This window comes from Flavobacterium sp. 245 (assembly GCF_004362055.1).
Lineage (GTDB): Bacteria > Bacteroidota > Bacteroidia > Flavobacteriales > Flavobacteriaceae > Flavobacterium.
Map to the genome: position 1 here is coordinate 197,702 of NZ_SNXB01000010.1, position 26,249 is coordinate 223,950.

Below are 26,249 nucleotides of genomic sequence, written 5' to 3' on the forward strand. Positions count from 1 at the left end.
TGGTTAATAGCGATATTTTTTTTTTACAATGATATGTCTTTAATTCGAAACTAAAAAAAATCCCTGTAACAAAAAGAAGTTTTGATGTTAACTATTTAACATTACAGGCATTACCAGCATTGTTACAGTTTCACCTTCTTCTAGACCATCAACTGGCGTAAGGATTCCAGCTCTGTTTGGCAATGACATTTCTAACATAATCATGTCAGATTGCAAGTTAGTAAGCATCTCAGTTAAAAATCTTGAGTTGAAACCAATTTGAAGATCATCTCCTTGATAATCACAAGTCAATCTTTCTTCTGCTTTGTTTGAGTAGTCAATATCTTCAGCAGAAACATTTAATTCAGCTCCAGCGATTTTTAAACGAATTTGGTGTGTAGTTTTGTTTGAGAAAATAGCAACACGACGAACAGAACTTAAAAATAAAGAACGGTCAATCATTAATTTGTTTGGATTTTCTTTTGGAATAACCGCTTCATAATTTGGGTATTTTCCGTCGATCAAACGACACATCAAGATATAATTGTCAAATGAGAAAGTCGCATTTGAATCGTTGTATTCAATTTTTACTTCAGCATCAGAACTTCCTAAAATACTTTTTAAGATATTCAAAGGTTTCTTTGGCATAATAAAATCAGCAACTTGAGATGCTTTTACATCTGTACGTGCATATTTTACCAATTTGTGAGCATCTGTAGCAACAAAAGTTAATCCTTCTGGCGAAAACTGGAAAAACACTCCAGACATTACTGGACGCAAGTCGTCATTTCCGGCAGCAAAAATAGTTTTGCTGACAGCAGTTGCCAAAACATCAGCAGGAACAAGAGTCACAGATGGATCTTCAAGATGAACAGATTTAGGAAATTCTTCTCCTGCAGCATATGCTAATGCATATTTACCTGAGTTAGAGCTAATTTCAACTGTATTGTTGTCTTCAACTGTAAAAGTTAAAGGCTGTTCTGGAAATGTTTTTAAAATTTCAAGTAAAAGTTTTGCAGGCACAGCTACACTTCCTTTACTTTTAGAATCGATCGATAATGTAGCCGACATCGTAGTTTCAAGATCTGAAGCCGAAACTGTCAACGCATCATTGTCTAGTTCAAATAAAAAGTTGTCTAAAATAGGCAACGTGTTGTTACTGTTAATTACACTACCTAAAACTTGTAATTGTTTTAATAAGTACGAACTCGATACTATAAATTTCATCTCTTTTGTTTTATTTTTTGAAGTATTTATCAGCATTTAGGCGCTGATGATACGGATTACAAATATATCGTAAACTATCTTAGTTTCGCAATTTTTTTATTAACATCTATTTGCTGTATTTTCTTTTTCTAAGGAAAGTAAATGCAAGTCCAAAAATCAATAAAATTAGAATTGGAAGTCCGATAGTTATGAATTGGGTTACAGTATAATTTTCAGAAACCTTATTTCTGTCCAGCATAGGCAATTCTACATCTTTGCTTCTAATGTTAATAAGTCCGGTATCATCAAGCAAATAATTGATGCAGTTCATCATGAAATCTTTGTTGTCATAAAGGTTTCCTGTGCGCTGATCGTAGCCTAATTCAACGGGCATCATATTTTTGTCTAATTGATTTCGAGCTAAATCACCATCGGCAATGACAATCATTTTTGTTGGTTTTCCTTTTGATTGAAATCCATTTTCTTTGAAAGGCAAAACACGATTTTCAAAAGCTGAATGGAAATTTCCTTCTAGTAAAACTGAAAGATTTAAATTTCCTTTATTTAAATAATCCTGAGGAGATGTCTGCTCTGTTACAATATTCAGATTGATTTCTGATGGGGTTCCGATTTTCTTCGAATATTGAGACGATTGTAATAAAACTGTCTTTTTGATTCCGTTTTTCAAAGTGTCAATTGGGTTGGCAAAATCAAATTTAATTTCGCCTAAATTTTTCACAATTGGATGCTGGCTTTGAGGTTTTACAACTGGTGCATATTTCCATTTAAACTCTTGATATTGTGTCGCGCTTCCTTGTTCGCCGGTTGCTAATTTTATTGGACTTCCGTATTCATCTTTTACCAAATCAGGATTAATTCTGAATCCGTATTTAAAGAACATATCGTTCAAATTTAAATCTCTTGGATAGGCCAAAGTCGCTCCAGCCTGATTGTACAAACTGTCCATATCGGCAGCAACTTGGTCAATCAGCCAAATTGTTTTGCCGCCATTCATGATAAACTGATCTAAAACCTGTTTTTCTTCATCAGAAAAAGTTTCAGTTGGTTTTGAAATAATGGCTAAATCATATTTTTTTAGCGCATCTAAAGTTCCGTTTGGATCTTTGGCAACAGAATCCAATGTAAAGGGCCCAATATAATAGCTTTCTTTAATTTGCTTTAACATTTTGGCAATATGAACTTCGTGCAATTCACCATTTCCTTTTATAATAGCAACTTTCTTTTGTTTGGCTTTGGTGATTTTATTGATCGCGTCGGCAATTGAATATTCTAAGTGCTGAATAGAACCAATTACTTTTTGAGTAGTTGAAGTTCCCATGATATTTTTCAAAAGCGGAATATTAACTTCCTTATTGTCATAAACTGCAATTGCCCAAGGAAAAACCATTGCCTGAGATTGTTTTCCTCTGTCGTCAACAGTAATGTTTATTGGTGTAAGTCCTTTTTGGTAAAGTGATTTTACCATTTCCATGCTTTCGTCTTCGTTTTCCATTGGATTAACGAATTCGAAAACGATATTACTGTTGTAAGCTTGGAATTCTTCTAGTAGTTGTTTGGTCTCTTGTTGTAAACGTCTAAAATCTGCAGGAAGATCGCCCTGCATATAGATTTTTATCGATAACGGATTCTTAACTTGTTTTATAATTTGCAAAGAAGTTTCAGATAAAGTATATCTTTTGTCTTTTGTTAAATCAAAACGGTGGAAAAACAAGCTTCCAAGAACATTTAAAACAATTAAAACGAAAATTGTAATGCATAATGTCTTTAAATTTAATTTATTAGATGCTTTCATTACGCTTTAAAAGATTTTAATTGATAAACGGTAAAAGATAAAAACAGTACAGTAACGCTCAAAAAATAAATAATATCTCGAGTATCAATAACGCCTCGGCTCATACTTTTAAAATGATTCTGCATTCCGAATGCCGAAATAATATTTGATTGCCCCGGAATCAATGCCGCAATTCCTTCAAATCCAAAATAAAATATAAAGCAAAGAAAAACCGCAAGAATAAAGGCAACGATTTGATTTTCTGATAGAGTAGAAGTGAAGATGCCAATTGCTGAATAAGAAGCTATCAGAAATAATAATCCGAAGTAAGAACCAATTGTACTTCCCATATCAATATTTCCTTCTGGCAAACCTAAATTAGAAACCACTTTTACATAAATGAATGTTGGAATAATTGCTAAAATAATAAGCAAAAAGGATCCGAAAAATTTTCCGTTTACAATTTCCCAAACAGAAAGAGGTTTTGTTAAAAGCAACTCAAGAGTTCCTTGTTTTTTTTCGTCAGAGAAACTTCTCATGGTAACGGCCGGAATCAGGAAAATTAAAATCCATGGCGCCAATGTGAAAAACGGAGTTAAATCGGCATAACCTGTATTCAGAATATTGTAATCTCCTTCAAATACCCATAAAAATAGTCCGTTGCTGATTAAGAAAATCGCAATGACCAAATAGCCAATAGGAGAGCCAAAAAAGGATTTTATTTCTCGTAAAATGATTGATTTCATGTAAAAACGTTTATTCGTTTAATCGTTAATTTGTTTAATCGTTTGTTTCAGATTGAACATTCACACAGCTTTGCGAACTTTGTGTTTTCTAAAACCTTAAAATATAATCTTTGCGTTCTTTGCGGTTAAATCGCTCCAATATTCAAATTCAGTGTGTAACCTGAAACTTGAAACAATTTTAAACTAAAGAAACTAATTTATCCACACTCCAAGCTTCTGGTTTTGCGTTAAAAAGCTTTTTTGTAAAATCCCAAACCGAATTAAACAAGTCAGATTGTCTGTAATTCTCTAAATCAGCCTCAGTTTCCCAGTAACTGTAAGTAAAAAAGATGCATTTGTCATTTTTATCCTGATACAATTCTAAAAAACGATTTCCGTCTGCATTTCGTATTTTATCTTTCACAGATTCAAAATTCTCCAAAAAATCAGGGATTTTTTCTTCGTGAAAACTCATTTTTACTATTCTTACGAACATATATTCAATTTTAGATTTCTGATATTAGATTTTAGATTAAAAATCGCTTACAGGTGCGCAAAAATACCAAAATTGATTGTTGTTTTAGAAAAAAAATAAAATATTATAAAAAGCTTATATCATGATGCATTCTACAATGTTGTCATTTCGACGAAGGAGACTCGAAATGACAAAAAGACGAATTCAGCATATCAAAAATATAAACTCTAAAATTTAAATTTTTAAGAAAACTGAACCGTAATCACATCACGATAATTCAATCCCAACAAACTATTAGCAGAACCAACTTTAGAAGGATTGCTTCTAAAAATGGCGATTTCGAGAAAGCCGGCTTCATTAAAAATGGCCAGTTTTTCTCCCTCATAGGTTTTAATTGGATATTTTTCAGAAGTAGCAATTGCCGAATAATTAGGAAGAATCGTTTTGATGCTCTTTGGCTTCATTACAATTTCGTACGGACGCCCGCGGGAAACTTCTAAAAATTGTTTTTTTGAAATATTAGATACGACATTTCCAAAATGATCGATATAAATAACGTACCCTTTTAGTGAATTTCCGTCAGCAGCAACAACCGCCTGAAGTTCTGTAACTTCTTTAACAGCAGTGATTTCTTTGCCAATAACATTTAATAAACCTCCTTTTGCAATATGGCAGGCAACTTGAATAAAGACATCTAAATCAGAATATTCCGCTGGGAAACGATCGTGAATATTAATGGCAACAATTTTCTGAGGAACAATTTTCTGCGTCAGCATACTTAAAATTCCGTTATCGGCACAAATAAAAAAATGATCGTTCCATTGCATGGCAATATGCTGATTTTCTTTATTGCGTTCAATATCGACTCCAATTAAGTGTACAGTTCCTTTTGGGAAACTCAAATAAGAGGCTCCTACAACGTAACTCGCTTCGGCAGTGTTAAATGGATCAATGTCGTGTGAAATGTCAATAATTTTTGCATTCGAAATCTCCGAAAGAATTTTACCCTTCAGCGAACCAACAAAGTGGTCTTTTAAGCCGTAATCAGTAGTAAGGGTAATTATTGACATCATTTTGTTTATAACTATTGGTAGTATTTAAATCTAATTTTCATTAAATTTGAGAAATGCAAATCTAATAATAGTAATTGCAAATTGAAAGAAAGAAAAGACAATTTATGAAAATGTCTAAGTTTACAGTCTCAGTCGCAGTAACTGAAAAACTGGCACTGAGATTGCGACTAAAAAAAGATACCCGACAACAATATAGATTTACAAAACAAATTTATTTTTAATTTAAATTTATCTCATTTGAACGAAAGAATTATAGAGCTTATAGACATCGCTCCAAAAGACTTTTGGGGCGCGCAGGATTCTCATCTTGAAATAATTAAAAAGTACTACCCAAAGCTTAAAATCGTAGCGCGAGGGACCACTTTGAAAGCATTTGGCGAAAAAGATGTTTTAGATGAATTCGAAAAGAGATTTCAGAGGCTGATGCTTCATTTTACCAGATACAACAACATTGATGATAATGTAATTGAGCGTGTAATTATGAGTGATGGCCAGGAAGATAAAAAAGCTTACGATCACGACAAAATTTTAGTTCACGGAGTTGGCGGTAAAATTATTAAAGCCATGACGCCTAATCAGCAATTGCTGGTTGATACTATCAAAAAAAACGACATGGTTTTTGCCATTGGCCCAGCGGGAACAGGAAAAACTTATACAGGCGTTGCAATGGCTGTTAAAGCGCTAAAAGATAAGGAAGTTAAAAGGATCATATTAACGCGTCCGGCGGTAGAAGCAGGGGAGAACCTCGGATTTTTGCCCGGCGATATGAAAGAAAAACTGGATCCTTATATGCAGCCTCTTTATGATGCTTTGCGCGATATGCTGCCAAATGAAAAACTCGAAGATTACATTTTAAAAGGAATTATTCAGATTGCGCCCTTGGCATTTATGCGCGGACGAACGCTTGATAACGCCTTTGTAATTCTGGATGAAGCACAAAACACCACGCATTCGCAAATGAAGATGTTTTTGACCCGTATGGGAAAAAACGCCAAGTTTATGATTACGGGTGATCCTGGTCAGGTCGATTTGCCACGCAGAACTATTTCTGGACTTAAAGAAGCAATTTTGGTTCTGAAAGATATTGACGGAATCGGAATAATTTATCTTGATGATAAAGATATCGTTCGCCACAGATTAGTGAAAAAGGTAATCGACGCTTACAAACAAATAGAAAATCACGACTAAGTTTTATTTTAGTGAAATGTTAAATGTAAATCGTAAAATGTGTTTTAACATTTATTAATATTCGTTTTGTACTAATTTCTTTTTGAAAGGTGCAAAACGAATATTTTTTTGAATTGAAGATAAATTAGGAACTTTTAAATGAAAATTAAAATATCGATTTTAGTATTATTTCTTGCTTTGATTTCATGTAAAAAAGCAGAAAGTCCTCCAAATAGATTTATTGGAACATGGTATGATACAGAATACGTAGTTCCAAGTTTAACGAGAATAACAATAAAGAAAGATAGCACCTTTTCATGTATTAGTGGTGCTTGTACTTGGCAAGGTTTTTCGCAAGGAAAATGGAAAATAGTTGGAGACTCTATAGAATTAAATAGTACAAAAAGTGATACTTGTTACAGAATGCTTCCCTTTGTTGATTGCAATCCATTTGAAAAAAGGAAAGATTTGCTCACAATACCAAATTGTAGCCCTGAACAGCGTAGTGATTTTTTAATTTTCGACAAAGAAAGGTTTTATGTCAAAAATGATTCTTTAGTTTATAAATTAAAAAAAAGTTCTAAATGTCCTGATACTTTAAAAATAGTATTTGCAAGAACTCAAAAAATAAGAAAATGAAACAACTAGATGATTTCTACGAAAATCAAGAAGAACCTATTAAAGGAACATTTCTTGCATTGCGTGATATTATCTTAAAACAAGACAAAGACATTACACATGTTCTAAAATACGGAATGCCATTTTTTTGTTATAAAGGGAAAATGTTCTGCTACTTATGGATTCATAAAAAATTTAAGCAGCCTTATTTAGCTATAGTGGAAGGAAAATATTTTGATGAGCCATTTTTGCTTCAGGAAGCGCGTTCGAGAATGAAAATTATGTTGCTTAATCCTAATGAAGATTTACCTTTGGAACAAATAAAAGAGGTTTTAATAAAAGCTTTGAATTTATATAAATCGGGAATCGTAAAGCTTTGAATTTATTTAACGAAATAGTTAAAAAAATAATAAACTTGCTGTATTTTATTATCCAATACCTTTTAAACTTTGGTCTTCCCATCTTAAAACTGTAAATTTGCACATCAAAATAGTTGACAATTAATATGACAAAACTTAAAAATATAAAAGTTGTAGTAAGTGATCTTGACGGAACTTTACTTAACCCTCAACATAGAATTTCAGAATATACAAAATCCATTTTTCAGGAACTTCACAATCAAAATTATCTTATCGTTGTAGCTACAGGCCGTCATCATCTTGATGCAATGGCTATTATTGATACGCTTGAAGTTCCGGTTTATTTAGTGAGTTCAAACGGAGCGAGAATTCATTCACCAAATAAAGAAGAACTTTTTTCATTCAATTTAGATAGCGAGGTTGTAAAAAATGCTTTAAATGTTGAAATTGATCCTGAAATCACTGTGGTTTTATTCAAAGAAAATGTTTGGCAGACCAATAAATGGAATGAAAGACTGAATTCTTTTCAGGCAGATTTAAAATACCGCCCAGAATTGGTTGATTATAATACATTGGAAGATTTTGGATCAATCAAAATATTCTTTTCATGCGATGATCATGAAAAATTGGTAAAATTAAAAGATGCTATTTTGGCCAATTCTTCAGAACATTTGCATCACGCTTTCAGTTTGCCAACTTGTCTGGAATTTATGGATAAATCTGTAGATAAAGCAGTTGCTATTGAGAAAGTCCTTGAAAAAGAAGGTTTTACATTACCTGAAGCGGTTTCTTTTGGAGACGGTTTTAATGATGTGCAAATGTTGGCGGTGGCCGGAAAAGGATTAATCATGGGAAATGCACCAGCCTTATTAAAAGAAACTTTGCCAGACTTGGAGGTTATTAAAACAAATGCAGAAGACGGAGTAGCAAGATATATTGCTTCAAAAATATTAGATAAGGAATTTGCAATTGGTTAATTTTTATATATTTACCAATATAAAATATTGCCGATTAAAGCTAAAGTTATAAATTTATAGGAAATTTACCAGATTTAGGTAAAGTCTATTTATGAAATAGTAACTTAATCGTCAGTATTATGAACAAATTTTTACTTCAGGTTCAGAAAAATTGTATTTCTGGAATTATCCTTTTATTGCCTTTAGTTGTTTTTTTTATGATCCTTGAGAAAGTTTGGGGATTTTTTCAAAAATATGGAGATAAATTTTCTCAGTTCTTGCGTTTAGATAAAGTCTTCGGACCAATTGCAAGCGATGTTATGGGAGGTATCTTTTTATTGGTATTGATTTATTTTAGTGGTTACTTAATGCAATTCTCTTTCCTGAAAAGATTTACTGAATGGATTGATAATAAATTAATGGTTTTCTTGCCAGGCTATGAAAAAAATAAAAAATTGGCAGAAGAAAAATTAGCAGCAGAAATGGGAAAACCAATTACAGATTTACCAATTTTATTAAAGTCTGGAGAATATTGGCAACCTGCACATTTAATTGAAGAAAATGCAGATGGAAAGGCTGTGGTGTTTGTACCGGCAGCGCCCTCTAAAGATCATGGACAAATTTATGTTGTAAATATATCTAATATTAAAAAATTGCCAGATACTACATTAGGAACCTTGAATGAATCGATAAAATCATTAGGAAAAGGAATTTTAGATTTTAAATAACTATTTCATTCATGATATTCATAATCCTCAAAATTAAATATTTTGAGGATTTTTTTTTGTAATAGACTGAAAATTAATACTGTATGTTTGGTTAGATAAAAACAATTTTTTTAATAGTTTTCAAAGTGTATTTTTGTTTTTTCAAATACTACTACCATGATAAAAAACAGTTTTATTCTTGCCTTTCTATTGCTTTCCATAACAGGAAATTCTCAGAAATTAAAATTAGAAGAAATAATGAAAGGAGAATCTTTCATTGGAAATCAACCCACTAACGGACGCTGGTCTTTAGACGGAAAAAAGGTTTATTTTGAATGGAATCCGAAGGATGAACTAGGAACTAGTACTTATTACTGGCAAAAAGGGATGACAAAACCAGAAATTGTTCAGCCAAAAGAAGCTGTTTTTTCTCAAATGGATTTTAAAAGCAAACCTGATTCTGATATTGTTTACTATCTTGATAAGGGAAGTTTGTACTCTTATTCAATTAAGTCAAAAATCAGCAAAAAGCTTATTCAGCAGTCGGTTTCAATATCTAATCTACAATTAGGATCTGAAGCAGGCGTATTGTTTTTTTCTCAAAACGATAATATTTTCAAGTATAATACGAAAGAAGGTACTGTTTTACAGATTACCAATTTTAATAAAGGTGCTAAAAAAGAAACAAAACCAGAAAAAGAAACTTTTTTAAATACGCAGCAAAAAGAATTGTTTCAGTTTATAAGAGACAAAGAGGCTAAAAAACAATGGAACCTTGCTAAATCAAAAGCTGTTAAATCTGATTTTGCAAAAGAATACTTTTACGGAAAAGACAGATTTACAAGTCTTAAAGTAAATCCAAATGGAAATTTTGCAACTTTTAGATTAGTTGAAGACAACGAAGCGAAACAAGAAAAAATGGAGGTTTTTATTACTTCTGACGGTTATAATCAAAATCCAGAAACGAAAGAAAAAGTTTCAGTAAATAATTTTGTAAAAACGAAATTCGGAATTTATTCGGTTGCAAAAGATTCTGTTTACTACGTGAATTTTTCGACTTTAAGTCATATTCAAGATACACCAAAGTATTTCCAAGAATATGATAATCTAAAAAACAAGCCAAAAGAAGATAAACTGATTGTAGCCCAATCTCCTGTTTATAATGAAAATGGATCATTGGCAATTGTTGAAATCAGAAGCCAAGACAATAAAGACAGATGGCTTGTAAATTTAAATCTGGACAAAGGAACTTTTGAAGAGATTGAATACCAGCATGATGAAGCTTGGATTGGTGGTCCTGGAATTCCATCGTATTCATTTGCATCAGGAAATTTAGAATTTTTAGCAGATAATGAAACCATTTATTTCCAGTCTGAAGCTACAGGATATTCGCATTTATATACTTATAATGTAAAAACGAAAAAGAAAACACAGCTGACAAAAGGAAATTGGGAAGTTCGTGATGTGACTTTATCTAAGGATAAAAAAGTACTTTATTTGAGCACAAACTCGACACATCCAGGAAATAGAGAATTCTATAAATTAGTTCCAGCCGATGGAATTTTACAGCCAATTTTAACGAAAGATGGAGCACATGAAGTAGTTCTTTCGCCAGACGAAAAATCACTTTTAGTTCGTTATTCGTATAAAAATATTCCATGGGATTTTTATATTGCTGAAAATAAAAAGAATACATCTTTACAGCAAATTTCTTCTTCGGTTACTGAAGATTTCAAAAAATACCAATGGAGAACTCCAGAAGTAATTACGTTTAAAGCTCAGGACGGAACTCCGGTAAATGCAAGATTATATACGCCAACTGCTGAAACTAAAAATAAAGCAGCCGTAATATTTGTTCATGGTGCGGGATACCTGCAAAATGCACATAATTTCTGGAGTAATTATTATAGAGAATATATGTTTCATAATATGTTGACAGATTTAGGCTACACTGTTTTAGATATTGATTATAGAGGAAGTGACGGTTATGGACGTGATTTTAGAACTGGAATTTATCGTTTTATGGGCGGAAAAGATTTATCAGATCATTTAGACGGTAAAAAATTACTGGTTGAAAAATACGGAATCGATGCTGATAGAGTGGGTATTTATGGAGGTTCTTATGGAGGTTTCATTACTTTGATGGGAATGCTTACAACTCCGGGCGAGTTTGCTTCGGGCGCTGCGTTGCGTTCGGTTACGGATTGGGCACATTATAATCATGGATATACTGGAAATATTTTAAATTTCCCAGAAACAGATCCCCAAGCATACAAAAAAAGTTCGCCAATTTATTTTGCAGATAATTTAAAAGGAAATTTAGTTATGCTGCACGGAATGGTTGATGATAATGTTGAGTATAAAGATATTGTGCGTTTGTCACAGCGTTTTATTGAATTAGAGAAAAAGAACTGGAGCTTGGCTTCTTTTCCTGTTGAATCACACGGATTTAAAGAAACGTATTCTTGGATTGATGAATACAGCCGAATTCTGAATTTATTTAATTCGACGCTTCTAAAAAAATAGTATGCAGTTGCAGTTTTCAGTCTCAAAACTGAAAACTGAAAACTGCGACTGAAAACTGAATACTTTCTTGTTTGCTCTTTTAATTAGTTTTAAATTTGCATTCATAAAAAACAACACAACAAATAATGAGCAATACAATCACAACTACAAATTTTAATTTTCCGAATCAAAAATCAGTTTACCGCGGAAAAGTTAGAGAAGTTTATAATATTAACGACGAGCTTTTAGTAATGGTAGCAACTGACAGACTTTCGGCTTTTGATGTGGTTTTGCCAAAGGGAATTCCCTACAAAGGACAGATTTTGAATCAGATTGCAACAAAATTCATGGAATTGACTCAGGATATTGTTCCAAACTGGTTAATTGCAACTCCAGATCCAAACGTTGCTGTTGGGCATTTATGCGAGCCTTTTAAAGTTGAAATGGTTATTCGTGGTTATGTTTCGGGTCATGCAGCACGTGAATATGCAGCAGGAAAAAGACAAATTTGCGGTGTAACAATGGCTGAAGGCTTAAAAGAAAACGACAAATTTCCTGAACCAATTATTACGCCAACTACAAAAGCAGATAATGGTTCACATGATGAAGATATTTCTCGTGAAGACATTTTGTCAAAAGGAATTGTTTCTGAAGAAGATTATTTGGTTTTAGAAAAATATACTCGCGCTTTGTTTCAAAGAGGAACTGAAATTGCGGCTTCACGCGGTTTAATTTTAGTGGATACTAAATATGAATTTGGAAAAACAAAAGACGGTGTTATTGTTTTAATTGACGAAATTCATACACCAGATTCATCTCGTTATTTTTATGCTGACGGATATGCAGAAAGACAAGAAAAAGGCGAGGAGCAAAAGCAATTATCAAAAGAATTTGTACGTCGTTGGTTGATTGAAAATGGTTTTCAGGGGCAGGAAGGACAACAAATTCCAGATATGTCAGATACTTACATCGAATCTGTTTCTGAAAGATATATTGAATTGTACGAGAATATCTTAGGAGAAAAATTCGTAAAAGCTGATATTGACAATATTGATCAACGTATTGAAAAAAACGTATTAGATTACCTTGCATCTAAATAGTAATTTTCAGGTTTAAACTAAATTATTTAAACCATGAAATTAATAAAAATAAAAAATGCCTATCTGTTTCTCTTATTAACAGCTGGGCATTTTCTTTTTGCTCAAATTGATAAAAACGCAACGAAGGAAACGAAAGCTTTATATCAAAATCTAAAATTAATTTCAAAAAAACATATTCTTTTTGGACATCAGCACGCATTGGAATATGGACATGGCTGGAAAAATGGACCCAATCGTTCTGATGTAAAATCGGTTACAGGCTCGCATCCCGCAGTTATTGGAATTGATTTAAGTGATTTCTCTGGACGGCCAAAAGATGTAATTGAAAAGGCAAAAGAAACCCTCAGAAAAAATGTTATTGCAACTTATGAACGTGGTGGTATTACGACTGTTTCTTGGCATTTTAATAATCCCGTTTCTGAAAATGGATTTTATTGGAAAGATTCTGTGTCTTCCCCTGCCATTTCATTAATTAAACCCGGCGGTTCCCATCATGAAAAATACAAAGAAATTTTAAAAACTATTGCCGATTTTGCAAATTCGGCTAGAGCGAATGATGGGACTTTGGCACCAATGATTTTCAGGCCTTTTCATGAATTTGATGGTGATTGGTTTTGGTGGGGGAAAAAATTTACTTCTCGAGAAGATTTTATAGCGGTCTGGCAATTTACAGTTTCTTATTTGAGAGATTTTTTAGGCGTTCATAATTTTATATATGCTTTTTCGCCAGATGTAAAATTTAATTCTGAAGAAGAATACTTGGAGCGTTATCCCGGAGATGGTTTTGTAGATATGTTTGGTATGGATGACTATGCAGATTTTGGCCGTGACGATAAATATAATCTCGAAGCAGGAGTGAAGAGGCTCAAAATAATATCAGATTTGGCAATCAAAAAACAAAAATTAGCTGCTTTTACTGAAACTGGCTTAGAATCTATACCAAACAAAACATGGTGGACAGAAAGTTTATTAAAAACTTTAAAATCTGAAAATATAGAATTGGCTTATGTTTTGGTTTGGAGAAACGACACTACTAGCCCAACTCATTATTATGCGCCATTTCCCGGGCAAGTCAGTGTGCCAGATTTTATCAAATTTTATGAAGATCCATTTACTTTGTTTGAGAAGGACTTGAAAAATATTTACAGCAGTAAATTTAAAATCTAGTTTGTTTATTAAATAATTAAAGGCGCAATTCAGATAAAACTGGAGTGCGCTTTTTTTATAAAGCAAAAAAAAAGTGCAATTCAGATTTAATTTGAATTGCACTTTTGCTTTATTATTTAGGAGATATTATTCTAATTTGTTTTTTAAATTTTCCAAACCTTTCTGAAGATCATTTCCAATCATTTGATCCATTTTCATCATAGGCAACATGATGTTCATAGGATATGGCATTACGCCGCTGATTCCCCATTTTACTTTTGTTTGGTTTCCAGAAATACTTTCAGTAGACATAAAACCTACAGCAGTGTCATTCATTGGCTCTTTAAAACGAAGCGCGAAGTCAATTCGTTTTCCTTCCGTTATTTTTGTAATTTCTTGTTCACCAATACCCACCTCTTTGACTTCACTTTCCCATGCCGAAATTGACCCAACAGTTCCATCGGTACCTGTGTAAGTTGATTTCATTTTAGGATCAAGGTTTGCCCATACACTAAATTCGTTTTGGTTTTTTAGCGATCGTACATAATTAAATACAGAATCAACGGGTTTGTTAATGGTTATTTCTCTTTCTACAGCATAATCTTTTGGCATAATCGCAGCTGCAATTAATACTATAGCAATGATTAGAATCAATGCAATCAAAATTTTTTTGATAATTCCCATAGTTTTTTGTTTTTAAGTTTTTATTGCTTTTTGGTTTATTAAATATACATAAAATCATAAAATAATAATCCTTTTCTGTTGATTTTGAACGAAGTAAAAGGCCTATGTTTAAAGGGCCTTTTGTGAAAATGAAAATTTTTCATAAGATTTTTTACATTTTTTTTGATTTGAACTGTAACATATTGAGTTTTTCAGCGTCTATTAAGAAAGCAAATTATTAACCTTCAGTTTGATTATCAGCGCTTATATTAATTGAATGTTAAGAATTAGTTAAAACAAGGTACTTTGTAATACATAATAGATAAAATTGAATTACATTTACATAGAAATTAAAAATCATCAATAATCAATCAATTTAACAATCAATCAACATGAAAAAGTCAGTAATTATTTTAGGAGTAGCTTTAGTAGCTTTTGCCAATGTTTCAATGGCAGCAAATCACACAGCATCAGCAGTAAATCCAAAAATTGAAGTTTCAAGAAATTTCTCAGCACCATTGCACGTAGCAGTTAGCAAAGGAGATTTAGAAATAGTGAAAAAATTTATTGCTTATGGAGCCAATGTAAACGAACAGTCTGAGGATATGACGCCTTTGATGATCGCAGCACGATACAATAAAGTTGAGATTATCAAAGTTCTATTAGAAAATGGAGCACGTCCTGAAGACAAAAACGAACAGGGTTTTACAGCATTGAAATATGCACAATTGTCAAATGCAACTGAAGCAATTGCAATTTTGAAAGATGTAAAATAACAGTTTAATCTAGTTTGAGTTAGTATAGTTAACGGCCTTCCTTGAGCAGAGGGCCGTTTTTTATTTTAAACTATCAAGAATTTTAAGAATGAATTTCTTGAATTTTCTTATCCTGAAGTCTGGAAAATAATACTAAAGCAGTAATTGCACCAATAGTGGCAAACAGCATATCAGACTGCGTATCCCAAACATAACCCTGCGTTCCTAAAAAAGCATCACCGCCATCTCCGGTTGCCAGCGAAACAAACCATTCTATAAATTCATATGTGGCACTTATAGCCAAACAAATACTGACAATAATAAAATTGAAAAAGCTTTTATTATTGATGACTTCTTTGCGGATAAATAATTCTCGAATAATCATAGCAGGAACAAAACCTTGCGCAAAATGGCCTACTTTGTCGTAATTATTTCGGCTTTGATGAAAAATTTCTTTTATAAAATCAAAAAATGGAACTTCGGCATAAGTATAATGACCGCCAATGAAAAGAATTATACAATGTATTAAAATCAAAGTGTAAGTAAAATTGGTAAAACGAAATTTTTTGAAGGTGAATGCTAAAATCAGAAAACCAATAATTGCCGGAATAATTTCAAGAAAACAGGTAAAGCCTTCTTTAGGATTTATAATTGAAGCTACTAAAGAAATTGAAAAAATGGTTATTAGAAAATGGATGTATTTCATAAATCGTCTTTTTTAGATCTAATGCAAGATATTAAAGTAAAGTTTAATAAAAATAAAAAAAGCACCATTAAAATTAATGATGCTTTCTCTTTAAATAAAAATCTTTATTATTCGATAGGAATATTTTTTTTGCGATTAAAAACCCAGAAAATAATTGGAAAAACCAATAAAGTCAGGATGGTTGCTGTTACTAAACCGCCAATAATGACAATTGCAAGAGGTTTTTGTGATTCAGAACCAATTCCAGTTGAAATTGCCGCCGGCATTAAACCTATTGAAGCCATAAGCGCTGTCATTACTACTGCTCTCGTCCTTGCTTTTACTCCCATAAAAATGGATTCTTCAAGACTAAATTTGGCCTTCAAATTATGATGGAATTCGGATATAAGTATCACTCCATTTTGAATACATATTCCCAGTAAGGCAATGAAACCAACACCAGCCGAGATTCCAAAATTCATTCCAGTTATATGTAAAGCCATAATTCCACCAATAACTGCAAACGGAACATTGGCCAAAACTAGCAGTGAATCTTTGATATTTCCAAACAAAATAAAAAGCAGTACAAATATTCCAATTAAACTGATTGGCACCACTTGAGCCAAACGCGCACTTGCACGAACCTGATTTTCAAATTCTCCAGTCCATCCAGTTGTATAACCGTTTGGCATTTTTAATTCGGCTACTTTTTTCTGCGCTTCAGCAATCGTGCTTCCCAAATCTCGGTCACGAACAGAGAATTTTACGCCAATGAAACGTTTTGTATTATCTCTATAAATAAATGCAGGGCCAGTTATGGTTTTAATGTCGCAGATTTCTTTTAGTGGGATTTTAACACCGCTTATTGTCGGAACCTTAAGTTCGGCCAAATCTTCTTCATCTTTTCTATATTCTTTTGAAAAACGGACTCTGACATCAAATTTCTTTTCATCTTCATATTTTTGAGTGGCTGTTTTTCCTCCAAAAGCTAATTCTAAAACGGCTTGTGCATCACTTAATGTTACTCCATATGCGGCCATTTTTTCTCGGTCTAAAATAACACTGATTTCAGGCTGTCCAACATTTCGCAGAATTCCAACGTCTTTAATTCCAGGAATATTTTTGATTTTGTCTAATACTTCATTTGACAATTCATCAAGTTTATCTAAGTCATCGCCATAAATTTTTACTGCATTCGAGGCTTTGAATCCCGCGACAGATTCGGCTACGTTATCGATTACCGGCTGTGAATAATTATAAGTTATACCTTGATGAACTTTCAGTTTTTTATCCATTTCGTTAATCAAATCATCCATAGAAATTTTGCGTTTCCAATCCGATTTTGGCTTTAAATCAACCTGCAGCTGAATAAATCCAAAACCATTTGGATCAGTTCCATCATTGCTTCGACCCGTTTGCGACAACACATTTTTTACTTCTGGAAAACTTTCAAGATCTTTTCTGATCATTGCAGCCGTCTGAACACTTTCTGGAAGTGAGGAACTCATTGGTAATTCTGCCGTTACCCATAAAGCACCTTCGTTTAATTGTGGCAAAAATTCAGTTCCTAAAAAAGTAGCCGAAAAGAAAACAGTAACCAATATTGCTAAAGAAGCAACTAGAGTTTGGACCTTATGCTTAAATGTCCAAGCAAATCCTTTTCCAACAATTCGATCCCAGAAATTCACAAACGGATTATGTTTCTCTTTTACGTTTTTATTTAAAAGAATATGAGATAAAACCGGAACCAAAGTCAAAGTAAAAAGCAATGCTCCCATTAACGCAAAACCTAATGTGTAGGCTAGAGGAGAGAACATTTTTCCTTCTACTTTTTGGAATGAAAAAATTGGTAATAAGGCCGTAATGATAATTAATTTAGAAAAGAAGATGGCTTTACCCATTTCAGTTCCTGTTTTTTTGATCAAGCTTCCTTTAGCAATTTTATTGTACGCGGTCATTCCAAGCTGATGCGCTCGATGGTCTAATACAACAAACAACCCTTCAACCATAACTACTGCACCGTCTATAATAATTCCGAAGTCGACTGCTCCCAAACTCAGTAAGTTGGCACTCATTCCCATCATTTTTAGACACAAAAAGGCAAATAGTAAGGACAACGGAATTACAATAGAAACGGTAAATGTAGTTCGCCAATCGGCCATGAATAAGAAAACGACAACAGTAACTAAAATTATTCCTTCAAATAAATTATGCATTACCGTTTCGGTCGTGAAGTTCATTAAATTATCCCGATCGTAAAACGTTTCTATTTTTATGTCTTTAGGAAGAATATTGTCATTTAGATCTTTGATTTTGTCTTTAATCAAAGCCAACGTTTCCTGGGCATTTTCGCCTTTTCTCATTACGACGATTCCTTCGACTGCATCATCATTTTTACCAATTCCGGTTTGACCAACTCTCGGCATGGCGCTTTCATAAACATTTGCTACATTTTTCACCAAGATTGGATTGCCGCCTGCATCATCGACAATAATATTTTCAATATCAGGAATCGATTTTAAAAGCCCGACACCGCGAACCACAAATGCCTGCCCGTTTTTCTCAATAATATCACCACCAACATTTAAGTTTCCTGCATTTACTGCATTGTAAACCTGTAAAGGTGTAATGTTATATTTAGCTAATTTAATTGGATCAACTCCAACTTCGTACGTTTTAGTCTGACCTCCAAAAACATTCAAATCAGCAACACCTGGAACTGCGCGCAATTGTTTATCAATTACCCAGTTTTGATAGGTCAATAATTCGCGGCTGTCTCTGCTGTTGCTCTTTACAATATATCTAAATATTTCGCCAGTTGGACCATATGGAGGCTGAACATCTGGTTCTACATCATCAGGCAGTGAAACGTTTTTTAATAAATTATTTACCTGTAAACGTGCAAAAGTATCATCGACACCATCATCAAAAATAATTTTGATTACAGATAAACCAAACATCGTAATACTACGGACACTGGTTTTTTTCTGAACGGAGTTCATTGAGATCTCAATAGGAGAAGTTACAAAGCGTTCAACTTCTTCGGCACTTTTGCCATTCCATTGCGTAATGATGATAATCTGCGTATTTGTTACATCTGGAAATGCATCAATTGGCATATTTTTGAAAGAAATAAATCCTGCAACAGCCAGTATTCCCACCCAAAAAAAGGTGAAAGCTTTATTCTTAAGCGAAAAAGCAATAATATTTCTAATGAATTTGTTCATTTTTTTATTCGTTTAAGGCGCGGTAAATAAATAACTGATTATTGGTAATGACTTTTTCATTTTCTTTTAAGCCATTTGAGATATAAGTGGTTTTGCCAACAACTCTGAAAACATCAACTTGTCTGGTTTCGATGTTGTGGCGATCTTTAAAAATCATCACAAAATTTTTGCTTTTGTCAAAAACAATAGCGTCGCTCGGAATTGCAATCATTGAATTATTTTCTTTTAGAAATAATTTTATGTTAGCGTTCATATCTGGTTTCAATAAATAATCAGAATTCTGCAGTTTAATACGGGCCTGCATTGCCTTAGTTTCTGGATCAATTACATTAAAAATTTTATCAACCTTTCCTTTAAAAACTTTATCTGGATAACTTAACGTAGTTACATCGGCATCAATTCCTAGTTTTACTTTATTAATATCCATTTCATTAATGTTTGCCATTGCCCAAACCTCACTTATTTCTGCTATATCAAAGATGTTTTCAGAGCGGTCGTTTCGTAAAAGCATATCTTGATTAATGCTTTTTTGAATAATAAATCCGCTTATTGGCGCCGTAACTTCATATATTGAACCAGCTTTAATATTATAGATTTTGTATGTTTCCTGAATTTTGCTTAATTGCGACTGCGCTTTATTTACTTCAGCTTTTGCCTGAAGGACATCACTTTCAGAATTTAATTTCCCGTCAAATAATTCCTGAGCTACTTTTAAATTATTTTTTGCTACTAATAAATCGCTTTTCGCATCAAGAGATTGTTTTTCAAAATCGGCAATATCTGTACTTCTAATTGTGGCTAGAACTTGCCCTTTACGAACATAATCTCCAAGTTCAACATTGACCTTGATTACGTTGCCGCCAACAAGCGGATAAACATCAATCATTTTATTGTTGTCAGCCGTAATTTTTCCGTAAAAATTTAATTCATTTGTTACAGGCTGTGTTTTTGCAACGGCTGTTGTAGTTGTTTTTAGCATTGAATCACTTAATGCAAAAGACGAATTGGTCTGCGGATTTTCGACTTCTTTTTTACAGCTGGCAAGAGATAAACTTACGACTGCAATTCCTATAATTAATTTATGTTTCATCTTTGTATATTTTTAGAATAAGTCTTTATTGATTGTACTGTTTAGTTCTTCTCCAGAAAGCGCGAGTTTTTTCTTTAATTCATTTACTAATATTGTTGCTTGATTATAACTTTCCATAAAATCAGTAAATTCTAATAAGCTCACGTTTCGTTTTTGAAAATTGGTTAACATTCCATTGTAAACGGCTTCAAAATCAGCATTTACAGTTGGTTTTATTACTGAATAGTTTTTACGTGATTCATCCCATTTATTCCATGCCGATGTTATTTCTGTCTGTAGCTGCAGATCGAAGTTTTGTTTTTCAATTTTAGACTGTTCTAGTATAGTTTGGGCATATTTGATATTCCCTTTGTTTTTGTTCCAAAGTGGCAGCGGAATTCCTAATGTCAAATTTGCTTCTTTATTAAAAGCACCGCTTCGCTGATCGTAATTTGCTCCTAAAGTAAGATCAGGAACCGAAAGTGATTTTTGCCATTTTACATTAAGTTCATTTGCATCAATTTCTTTTTGTTTGGCCATATAATCTGGTCTGTTAGCAATAGCTTGATCTTCTAAAGATTTTAAATCGAAAGGCAGTGTTTTTAAATATTTGCTGAATTCTTCTTTTGAAACTTCTGGAACTATATTTTCTGTTGAATTCAGGAGTAATCTTAAATTGCCTTGTTCTTCAATATTATCATTTACAACTTCCATTCGTTCATTTTTAAAATTAAGATACAATGATTGTAAACGAACGACATCTTTTAAGGGAACATTTCCTTTTTGTGCCTGAATAGAATAAGAGGTGATCAGATCTTCAATATGAGCAAGCTGTTGATCTGTTGTTTCTAAGCTTTTTGTATTATAGTAAACTGTGTAAAAGCTTTTTCGTAATTGAAGTTTTAAAGTTCTTAAAAGATCATTAAACTGTAGTTCTGCCAATTGTTCATTGGTTTGCGCGAGTTTAACTTCATTGCGTTTTTTTCCGCCTAAATAAATTAACTGTTCAATGCCAAATGCTTTTTGTCCATCTTTTCCAATGTCAAAATAGCGATTGGCTTCAGGATTATAAGCATTTAATTCTGCTGTTAACGACGGATTGTCCCAAATTTTTGCTTGAATTGTCAGTGCTTTTGAAGCATCAATATTATATTGAGAGGCAAGCAAAAAAAGATTTTTTTTCAGAAACTGACTCTCACAATCTTGAAGTGTGACTGTTTTTTGAGCCATTACTGCCTGATTCAAGAACACAAGCAGAAGTATTGCATAGACATTTTTCATTGTATCAATTTTAAGTTGTACAAATATGCTATCGACAGACTTTAAGAAGCCTTAAAATCGACCTTAAAAAGACCTTAAAAAAGATATTAATGAAAAAATAGAAGAAATAAATTTACATTTTCTTCTGGTACACTGTAAGTTATGGTGGAGTTGTGCAAAGAGAGTATGCGCTGCACAATGCGCAATCCTAGTCCGAAACCTGTGGTTCCTTTTGCATTTTTGCCTCGCATAAAAGGTTGAAAAAGATTCTTTTGCTCCTCTTCGCTTAATGTTTTTCCGTTATTAGAAATAGATATAACAAGATGATTTTGCTGGTCACTAATTTTTACTTGAGCTTGCTTGTCATCAGAATATACACAGGCATTTTTTAAAACATTGCCAAGTGCAATTTCGAGAAGATTTTTGTTTCCTTTTACTTCTAAAACAGTATCTAGATTGTCGCTTTCTTCCATTTCAAAAAGAATTACGAAATCAGGAAAGCTTTTGTTTATATTTTCAATAGCCGAAAATAGAATTTCATCGATTCTATGAACTTCAGTATTTTCGTGGTTTTTATTGTCAATTTTCGAAAGAATCAATAAAGAGTTAATTAATTCTGTTAGTTGATTTACATCAGATAAAATAACTTTTAAAAACGATTTGCCTTTTTCTGATGTCGAAGGATCAATAACGACATTTTCAATCTGCGAAGTAATTCGCGATAACGGAGTTCGTAGCTCGTGCGACGCATGTGCAGTGAATTCTTTTTGCTTTTGATAAGAAATCTCAATTCGGTCCATCATAAAATTGAACTCATTTGCAATCAAGTCAATTTCATTTTTATTGCTTTTGGATTCTACGCGCGTGTCGAGATTATTCTCGTTTATATTTTTTATTTTTTGATGAAAAACACTTAACGGATTCATTGCCTTTTTGACCATGAACGAAGTTAAAACCCAGCAAATACAGGTGAAAAAGATATACGATATAATTAAGGTGTAACGCAGGAAAAGTAATTTTCGTTTTCCATAATCATCTGTAGCCGATATTAAGGCATAAAAATCTTTATCTTTTGTGTCATAAAAAACACCATAAACTTCATAATCACCTTGTTGTTTAAAAAAGGTTTTATGTTTTTTAAGATATTTTAAATCTTCAATAGACCAATTTATTTTTGCATCATCAATACTGCTATAGATTAATTTATAATGAGAATCGAAAACTAATGTCTTTTCATCATATAATTTATTGATGGAGTTTTGATCGATTATTTTTAAAAGCTGGTCATCAACTTCTTTTACATTAACAAGAAGTTTGATGTTTGAAAGTGCTTTTATTTCTAGACGATCTCGAAATTCTTCTTTTCTGAAATTAGAATACAAAACAAATATCACGGTAGAAGCCAGCCCAAAAAGGATTGTAAACAGCAAACTGACTAAAAGTGATATTCTGTTTTTTAATGTCATTCTTGATTGCTTAAGTAATAACCGTAGCCAACTTTAGTTCGTATTAATTTTGTTTCGTGCTCTTTGTCGATTTTTTTTCGAAGAAAGTTAATATATACTTCAATCGTATTTTGATTGGTTTCAATATGATAATCCCAGAGTTTTTCGGCAATAAATTGTTTAGACAAGACTTTTCCTTTGGCATGTGCCAAAATCATAATCAATTTAAATTCTTTTGGAGTAAGTTTGATTTCTTCGCCTGCGCGGAAAACCTTCATTTCTTCTTCAAAAATTTCCAAATCTTCAATGATAATCTTTTCCTCTATTTTTTGCGGAATTTCTTTTCTTCTTAGTAAAGAGGAAATTCGGGCAAACAATTCTTCAAAGTGAAAAGGTTTGACTAAATAATCGTCGGCACCATTATCAAAAGAAGCTAATTTGTCTTCAATTTCACTGAAAGCCGTCAGCATAATGATTGGTGTTTTTTTATCTATTGCTCGTATACCTTTACAAACATCAATGCCATTTGTACCCGGAACGTTGATATCAAGAATGATTAAATCGTATTCCTCAGGAACATATTTCTTTAATAATAATGATCCATCATAATAAGGAATGCACTCGAAGCATTTCGAAGTAAAAAATGCTGCGATTTCTTTAGATAAAGTAAAATCGTCTTCGAGTAGTACTATTTTCATGTTATTTTTATTAGTCAATTCAGCTAACTATTGTATAATAGGTAGCCGAACTAACATTTAAATTATTTTCTTATTTAAAATAAGAAAAAGTTTGATTGTTCTCAATTTTCAAAAGCGTCTCGTAAATCAATTGAATCACATTTTCAACATCTTCTTTATGAACCATTTCAACAGTAGTATGCATATAACGCAAAGGCAACGAAATCAATGCCGATGCGACACCGCCATTGCTGTAAGCAAAAGCATCAGTATCTGTTCCTGTAGCGCTTGAAGTAGCATTACGCTGAAACGGAATCTTATTTTCTTCGGCTGTATCAACAATTAAATCACGAAGTTTATTTTGAACTGCTGGTGAATAAGCAATGACAGGGCCTTTCCCCATTTTTAAGTCACCCTCAATTTTTTTGTCAATCATTGGCGTGTTTGTATCGTGGCATACGTCAGTGATAATAGCAACATTTGGTTTTATAGAGTGAGCAATCATTTCTGCACCGCGCAAACCAATTTCTTCTTGAACTGAGTTTACAATATATAATCCAAACGGAAGTGTTTTTTTATTTTCGTGAAGCAGTCTTGCAACTTCTGCAATCATAAATCCGCCCATTCTATTGTCTATAGCTCGGCACACGAATTTATTTTCATTCAAAATCATAAATTCATCAGGATAAGTAATCACACATCCCACATGAACACCAAGAGCTTCGACTTGTTCTTTAGTTTCACAACCTAAATCGATAAATATATTGCTTAATTTCGGTGTTTCTTCTTTGTCTCGCAAACGTGTATGAATCGCTGGCCAGCCAAAAACACCTTTTACAATTCCTTTTTTAGTGTGAATATCTACTCTTTTTGAAGGTGCGATTTGATGATCAGAACCACCATTTCTTATTACATAAATTAATCCATCATCCGTAATATAGTTTACGTACCACGAAATTTCATCTGCATGTCCTTCAATTACAACTTTAAAAGGAGCATCTGGATTAATAACACCAACGGCTGTTCCGTAAGTATCAGTTATAAAAGTATCAACATATGGTTTTAAATATTGCATCCAAAGTTTTTGTCCTGCACTTTCATATCCAGTGGGAGAGGCGTTATTTAGGTAGCTTTCCAAGAAAGCAATTGAAGTATCTTTTAAGATAGAATTTGAACTCATAAAAATATTTTTTTGCTAAATTATAAATTTGGTATTAGAGTTGTATATAAATATATAATTTTACATTTAAATTATGACTCGATGAGATTTACCAGTATTCTTTTATTCTTTATATTGTTTTCATTTTCAAGCCATGCTCAGGTTACCCCGAAAGAGAATCAGCAAATGGGCTATGTACTAACAGAAAAAGATTCTATTTTAGGCGATACTATAGAGTTGCCTGAGATTATTATTACGAAAGAAAAACTTGACCCTGAAGCTCAAAAGCAATTTTTGATTCTTCAGAATAGAGTTTATAAAGTGTATCCTTATGCAAAATTAGCAGCAGATAGATTGACGGCATTAAATAAAGGAATGGCTCGTTTAAATTCAAATCGTGAAAAAAAGAAGTATTTTAAAATTGTAGAAGACTACCTTAATAATGAATTTGAAGCAAGACTAAAAAAGCTTTCGCGTAAACAAGGCCAGATTCTAGTAAAGTTGGTTCATAGACAAACAGGAATAACGACCTATGAATTAATTAGAACTTTAAAAAGCGGTTTCAAAGCTTTCGTATCAAATACTACAGCCAATTTATTCGATATTAGTTTAAAGAAGGAATATAAACCATACGAAGTCAATGAAGACTATTTAATAGAAACAATTCTACAAAGAGCATTCGAATCTGGCCGATTGGTAAATCAGAAAGCAGCAAACCCCGTAAATTATAATGATCTGATGAATCATTGGGAAGAAAAAGCAAAAGAACCCAAAGAGCAATAACGGGACATATATAATGTATTAACCCGACAGTTTATTAATACCTGTCGGGTTTGTTTTTTTTATACATATATAAGTAGAGGATCATTCTTATAATATATAAAAGTAAGTATTTAGTACATCTGATCGGGGGCGGGAGTTTTTAATAAGGAACTGCTTCCAGAAGAAAATTATTGTTTTTCCATAAGGGATGATCATTTTCCGTCAAGAAAAAGGAAGACTTTGCGCCTTGGCGTCTTTGCGAGAAACCCCAGATAACAAGGGAAAATCCAGTTTTGCTCCCTTTGCGGATACAGGCCCAAAGAGAAAACACTCTTGTGTCTTTGCGGTAAAACCACCTAAAAGACCAAGTTCCAGAAAAGGCCAAAAAACTTTGCGTTATAAAAACCCCCATACCAGCGACTTATAAAAAATATTGAAATTATATGATAAAAAGGCTTGGAAATGCAAATAAAGGTGCTACTTTTGCACCCGCAACAACGACAAACGTTCACTGAAACACTGGCAAGCAAACGAATTAAGGGAAACGAAAGTTTTGAAAAATAATTCAAAAAAAGCTTGTGGGATTTGAAAACGGATGTTACATTTGCACCCCGCAAAACACGGAAAGTTCCTTGAGAGATTGGAAGAAAAACGAGAAAAATGAGACGAAAGAAAAGTTTCAAAATATTTCAAGTTTTTCTTGCGAGAAACAAAAAGAAGTTTTAGTTTTGCACCCGCT

The 26,249-nt window shown here is 32.7% G+C and carries 23 protein-coding genes; 10 read left to right on the plus strand and 13 right to left on the minus strand.

What is annotated here, in order from left to right:
* Window positions 1-87: 87 nt before the first annotated feature.
* The 5 genes from dnaN to EV145_RS18115 form a co-directional block, all read right to left on the minus strand.
* Window positions 88-1,206, minus strand: coding sequence for a DNA polymerase III subunit beta (gene dnaN, locus EV145_RS18095; protein ID WP_133526596.1), 1,119 nt, complete (start codon window positions 1,204-1,206; stop codon window positions 88-90).
* A 106-nt stretch (window positions 1,207-1,312) separates the two neighbouring features.
* Window positions 1,313-2,998 carry a gliding motility-associated ABC transporter substrate-binding protein GldG gene (gldG, locus tag EV145_RS18100; protein WP_133526597.1) on the minus strand — a complete coding sequence of 562 codons (1,686 nt, stop codon included), beginning with the start codon at window positions 2,996-2,998 and terminating at the stop codon, window positions 1,313-1,315.
* On the minus strand, window positions 2,998-3,723 hold the full coding sequence (gene gldF / locus EV145_RS18105; protein WP_133526598.1) for a gliding motility-associated ABC transporter permease subunit GldF: 726 nt from the start codon (window positions 3,721-3,723) through the stop codon (window positions 2,998-3,000). Before gldF ends, gldG begins: the two co-directional genes overlap by 1 nt.
* Before the next feature lie 178 nt (window positions 3,724-3,901).
* A complete protein-coding gene (locus tag EV145_RS18110) occupies window positions 3,902-4,198 on the minus strand; it encodes a putative quinol monooxygenase (protein ID WP_133526599.1) in 297 nt (98 codons plus the stop codon).
* 221 nt (window positions 4,199-4,419) lie between these two features.
* Window positions 4,420-5,247 (minus strand): S-adenosyl-l-methionine hydroxide adenosyltransferase family protein, encoded by an 828-nt coding sequence (locus EV145_RS18115; protein WP_133526625.1) that lies wholly within the window; start codon window positions 5,245-5,247, stop codon window positions 4,420-4,422.
* A gap of 240 nt (window positions 5,248-5,487) precedes the next feature.
* On the opposite strand from EV145_RS18115, the gene EV145_RS18120 reads away from it, so the two are divergent.
* From EV145_RS18120 to EV145_RS18155, 8 genes are all read left to right on the plus strand, one after another.
* Window positions 5,488-6,438, plus strand: coding sequence for a PhoH family protein (locus EV145_RS18120; RefSeq protein ID WP_133526600.1), 951 nt, complete (start codon window positions 5,488-5,490; stop codon window positions 6,436-6,438).
* A gap of 138 nt (window positions 6,439-6,576) precedes the next feature.
* Entirely contained in the window at window positions 6,577-7,056 is a 480-nt protein-coding gene (locus EV145_RS18125) for a hypothetical protein (protein ID WP_133526601.1), read from the plus strand.
* The gene (locus tag EV145_RS18130; RefSeq protein WP_133526602.1) at window positions 7,053-7,415 is read left to right on the plus strand and encodes a DUF1801 domain-containing protein; all 363 of its coding nucleotides are present in this window, start codon (window positions 7,053-7,055) and stop codon (window positions 7,413-7,415) included. Before EV145_RS18125 ends, EV145_RS18130 begins: the two co-directional genes overlap by 4 nt.
* Window positions 7,416-7,540: 125 nt before the next feature.
* Window positions 7,541-8,371, plus strand: coding sequence for a Cof-type HAD-IIB family hydrolase (locus tag EV145_RS18135; RefSeq protein WP_133526603.1), 831 nt, complete (start codon window positions 7,541-7,543; stop codon window positions 8,369-8,371).
* Window positions 8,372-8,490: 119 nt separating this feature from the next.
* Entirely contained in the window at window positions 8,491-9,078 is a 588-nt protein-coding gene (locus EV145_RS18140) for a hypothetical protein (protein ID WP_133526604.1), read from the plus strand.
* Between the two features lie 156 nt (window positions 9,079-9,234).
* Window positions 9,235-11,583, plus strand: coding sequence for a S9 family peptidase (locus EV145_RS18145; RefSeq protein ID WP_133526605.1), 2,349 nt, complete (start codon window positions 9,235-9,237; stop codon window positions 11,581-11,583).
* A 125-nt stretch (window positions 11,584-11,708) separates the two neighbouring features.
* Window positions 11,709-12,662 carry a phosphoribosylaminoimidazolesuccinocarboxamide synthase gene (locus tag EV145_RS18150; protein WP_133526606.1) on the plus strand — a complete coding sequence of 318 codons (954 nt, stop codon included), beginning with the start codon at window positions 11,709-11,711 and terminating at the stop codon, window positions 12,660-12,662.
* Between the two features lie 33 nt (window positions 12,663-12,695).
* A complete protein-coding gene (locus EV145_RS18155; RefSeq protein WP_133526607.1) occupies window positions 12,696-13,829 on the plus strand; it encodes a glycoside hydrolase family 26 protein in 1,134 nt (377 codons plus the stop codon).
* Between the two features lie 126 nt (window positions 13,830-13,955).
* Here EV145_RS18155 and EV145_RS18160 read toward each other — a convergent pair whose 3' ends face one another.
* On the minus strand, window positions 13,956-14,492 hold the full coding sequence (locus EV145_RS18160) for an SRPBCC family protein (RefSeq protein WP_133526608.1): 537 nt from the start codon (window positions 14,490-14,492) through the stop codon (window positions 13,956-13,958).
* 371 nt (window positions 14,493-14,863) lie between these two features.
* On the opposite strand from EV145_RS18160, the gene EV145_RS18165 reads away from it, so the two are divergent.
* Window positions 14,864-15,247, plus strand: a complete 384-nt coding sequence (locus EV145_RS18165; RefSeq protein ID WP_133526609.1) for an ankyrin repeat domain-containing protein — start codon at window positions 14,864-14,866, stop codon at window positions 15,245-15,247.
* A gap of 82 nt (window positions 15,248-15,329) precedes the next feature.
* Here EV145_RS18165 and EV145_RS18170 read toward each other — a convergent pair whose 3' ends face one another.
* The 7 genes from EV145_RS18170 to EV145_RS18200 all read right to left on the minus strand — a co-directional run bounded on the left by EV145_RS18170 (window position 15,330) and on the right by EV145_RS18200 (window position 24,769).
* Complete coding sequence (locus tag EV145_RS18170; RefSeq protein ID WP_133526610.1) at window positions 15,330-15,932, minus strand: DUF2238 domain-containing protein; 603 nt, start codon at window positions 15,930-15,932, stop codon at window positions 15,330-15,332.
* A gap of 107 nt (window positions 15,933-16,039) precedes the next feature.
* Complete coding sequence (locus EV145_RS18175; protein ID WP_133526611.1) at window positions 16,040-19,138, minus strand: efflux RND transporter permease subunit; 3,099 nt, start codon at window positions 19,136-19,138, stop codon at window positions 16,040-16,042.
* A 4-nt stretch (window positions 19,139-19,142) separates the two neighbouring features.
* Window positions 19,143-20,228: an efflux RND transporter periplasmic adaptor subunit gene (locus EV145_RS18180; protein WP_133526612.1), complete on the minus strand. Its 1,086-nt coding sequence runs from the start codon at window positions 20,226-20,228 to the stop codon at window positions 19,143-19,145.
* 12 nt (window positions 20,229-20,240) lie between these two features.
* Window positions 20,241-21,488: a TolC family protein gene (locus EV145_RS18185; protein WP_133526613.1), complete on the minus strand. Its 1,248-nt coding sequence runs from the start codon at window positions 21,486-21,488 to the stop codon at window positions 20,241-20,243.
* An 86-nt stretch (window positions 21,489-21,574) separates the two neighbouring features.
* A complete protein-coding gene (locus EV145_RS18190) occupies window positions 21,575-22,933 on the minus strand; it encodes a sensor histidine kinase (protein ID WP_133526614.1) in 1,359 nt (452 codons plus the stop codon).
* Window positions 22,930-23,610, minus strand: a complete 681-nt coding sequence (locus EV145_RS18195) for a response regulator transcription factor (RefSeq protein WP_133526615.1) — start codon at window positions 23,608-23,610, stop codon at window positions 22,930-22,932. The genes EV145_RS18190 and EV145_RS18195 overlap by 4 nt, the downstream gene beginning before the upstream one ends.
* A gap of 70 nt (window positions 23,611-23,680) precedes the next feature.
* Window positions 23,681-24,769, minus strand: a complete 1,089-nt coding sequence (locus EV145_RS18200) for a M42 family metallopeptidase (protein WP_133526616.1) — start codon at window positions 24,767-24,769, stop codon at window positions 23,681-23,683.
* An 81-nt stretch (window positions 24,770-24,850) separates the two neighbouring features.
* Between EV145_RS18200 and EV145_RS18205 the strand changes: the two genes are divergently transcribed.
* Window positions 24,851-25,531, plus strand: coding sequence for a DUF4294 domain-containing protein (locus EV145_RS18205; protein ID WP_133526617.1), 681 nt, complete (start codon window positions 24,851-24,853; stop codon window positions 25,529-25,531).
* The last annotated feature ends 718 nt before the right edge of the window (window positions 25,532-26,249 follow it).

Excerpts from the sequence above, each read along its gene's own strand:
- gldG (WP_133526597.1), bottom strand. The coding sequence starts at position 2,998 with ATGAAAGCATCTAATAAATTAAATTTAAAGACATTATGCATTACAATT.
- EV145_RS18150 (WP_133526606.1), top strand. The coding sequence starts at position 11,709 with ATGAGCAATACAATCACAACTACAAATTTTAATTTTCCGAATCAAAAA.
- EV145_RS18180 (WP_133526612.1), bottom strand. The coding sequence starts at position 20,228 with ATGAAACATAAATTAATTATAGGAATTGCAGTCGTAAGTTTATCTCTT.
- EV145_RS18110 (WP_133526599.1), bottom strand. The coding sequence starts at position 4,198 with ATGTTCGTAAGAATAGTAAAAATGAGTTTTCACGAAGAAAAAATCCCT.
- EV145_RS18115 (WP_133526625.1), bottom strand. The coding sequence starts at position 5,247 with ATGTCAATAATTACCCTTACTACTGATTACGGCTTAAAAGACCACTTT.
- EV145_RS18200 (WP_133526616.1), bottom strand. The coding sequence starts at position 24,769 with ATGAGTTCAAATTCTATCTTAAAAGATACTTCAATTGCTTTCTTGGAA.
- EV145_RS18130 (WP_133526602.1), top strand. The coding sequence starts at position 7,053 with ATGAAACAACTAGATGATTTCTACGAAAATCAAGAAGAACCTATTAAA.
- gldF (WP_133526598.1), bottom strand. The coding sequence starts at position 3,723 with ATGAAATCAATCATTTTACGAGAAATAAAATCCTTTTTTGGCTCTCCT.
- dnaN (WP_133526596.1), bottom strand. The coding sequence starts at position 1,206 with ATGAAATTTATAGTATCGAGTTCGTACTTATTAAAACAATTACAAGTT.
- EV145_RS18140 (WP_133526604.1), top strand. The coding sequence starts at position 8,491 with ATGAACAAATTTTTACTTCAGGTTCAGAAAAATTGTATTTCTGGAATT.
- EV145_RS18135 (WP_133526603.1), top strand. The coding sequence starts at position 7,541 with ATGACAAAACTTAAAAATATAAAAGTTGTAGTAAGTGATCTTGACGGA.
- EV145_RS18190 (WP_133526614.1), bottom strand. The coding sequence starts at position 22,933 with ATGACATTAAAAAACAGAATATCACTTTTAGTCAGTTTGCTGTTTACA.
- EV145_RS18185 (WP_133526613.1), bottom strand. The coding sequence starts at position 21,488 with ATGAAAAATGTCTATGCAATACTTCTGCTTGTGTTCTTGAATCAGGCA.
- EV145_RS18125 (WP_133526601.1), top strand. The coding sequence starts at position 6,577 with ATGAAAATTAAAATATCGATTTTAGTATTATTTCTTGCTTTGATTTCA.
- EV145_RS18175 (WP_133526611.1), bottom strand. The coding sequence starts at position 19,138 with ATGAACAAATTCATTAGAAATATTATTGCTTTTTCGCTTAAGAATAAA.
- EV145_RS18205 (WP_133526617.1), top strand. The coding sequence starts at position 24,851 with ATGAGATTTACCAGTATTCTTTTATTCTTTATATTGTTTTCATTTTCA.
- EV145_RS18165 (WP_133526609.1), top strand. The coding sequence starts at position 14,864 with ATGAAAAAGTCAGTAATTATTTTAGGAGTAGCTTTAGTAGCTTTTGCC.
- EV145_RS18160 (WP_133526608.1), bottom strand. The coding sequence starts at position 14,492 with ATGGGAATTATCAAAAAAATTTTGATTGCATTGATTCTAATCATTGCT.
- EV145_RS18170 (WP_133526610.1), bottom strand. The coding sequence starts at position 15,932 with ATGAAATACATCCATTTTCTAATAACCATTTTTTCAATTTCTTTAGTA.
- EV145_RS18195 (WP_133526615.1), bottom strand. The coding sequence starts at position 23,610 with ATGAAAATAGTACTACTCGAAGACGATTTTACTTTATCTAAAGAAATC.
- EV145_RS18155 (WP_133526607.1), top strand. The coding sequence starts at position 12,696 with ATGAAATTAATAAAAATAAAAAATGCCTATCTGTTTCTCTTATTAACA.
- EV145_RS18145 (WP_133526605.1), top strand. The coding sequence starts at position 9,235 with ATGATAAAAAACAGTTTTATTCTTGCCTTTCTATTGCTTTCCATAACA.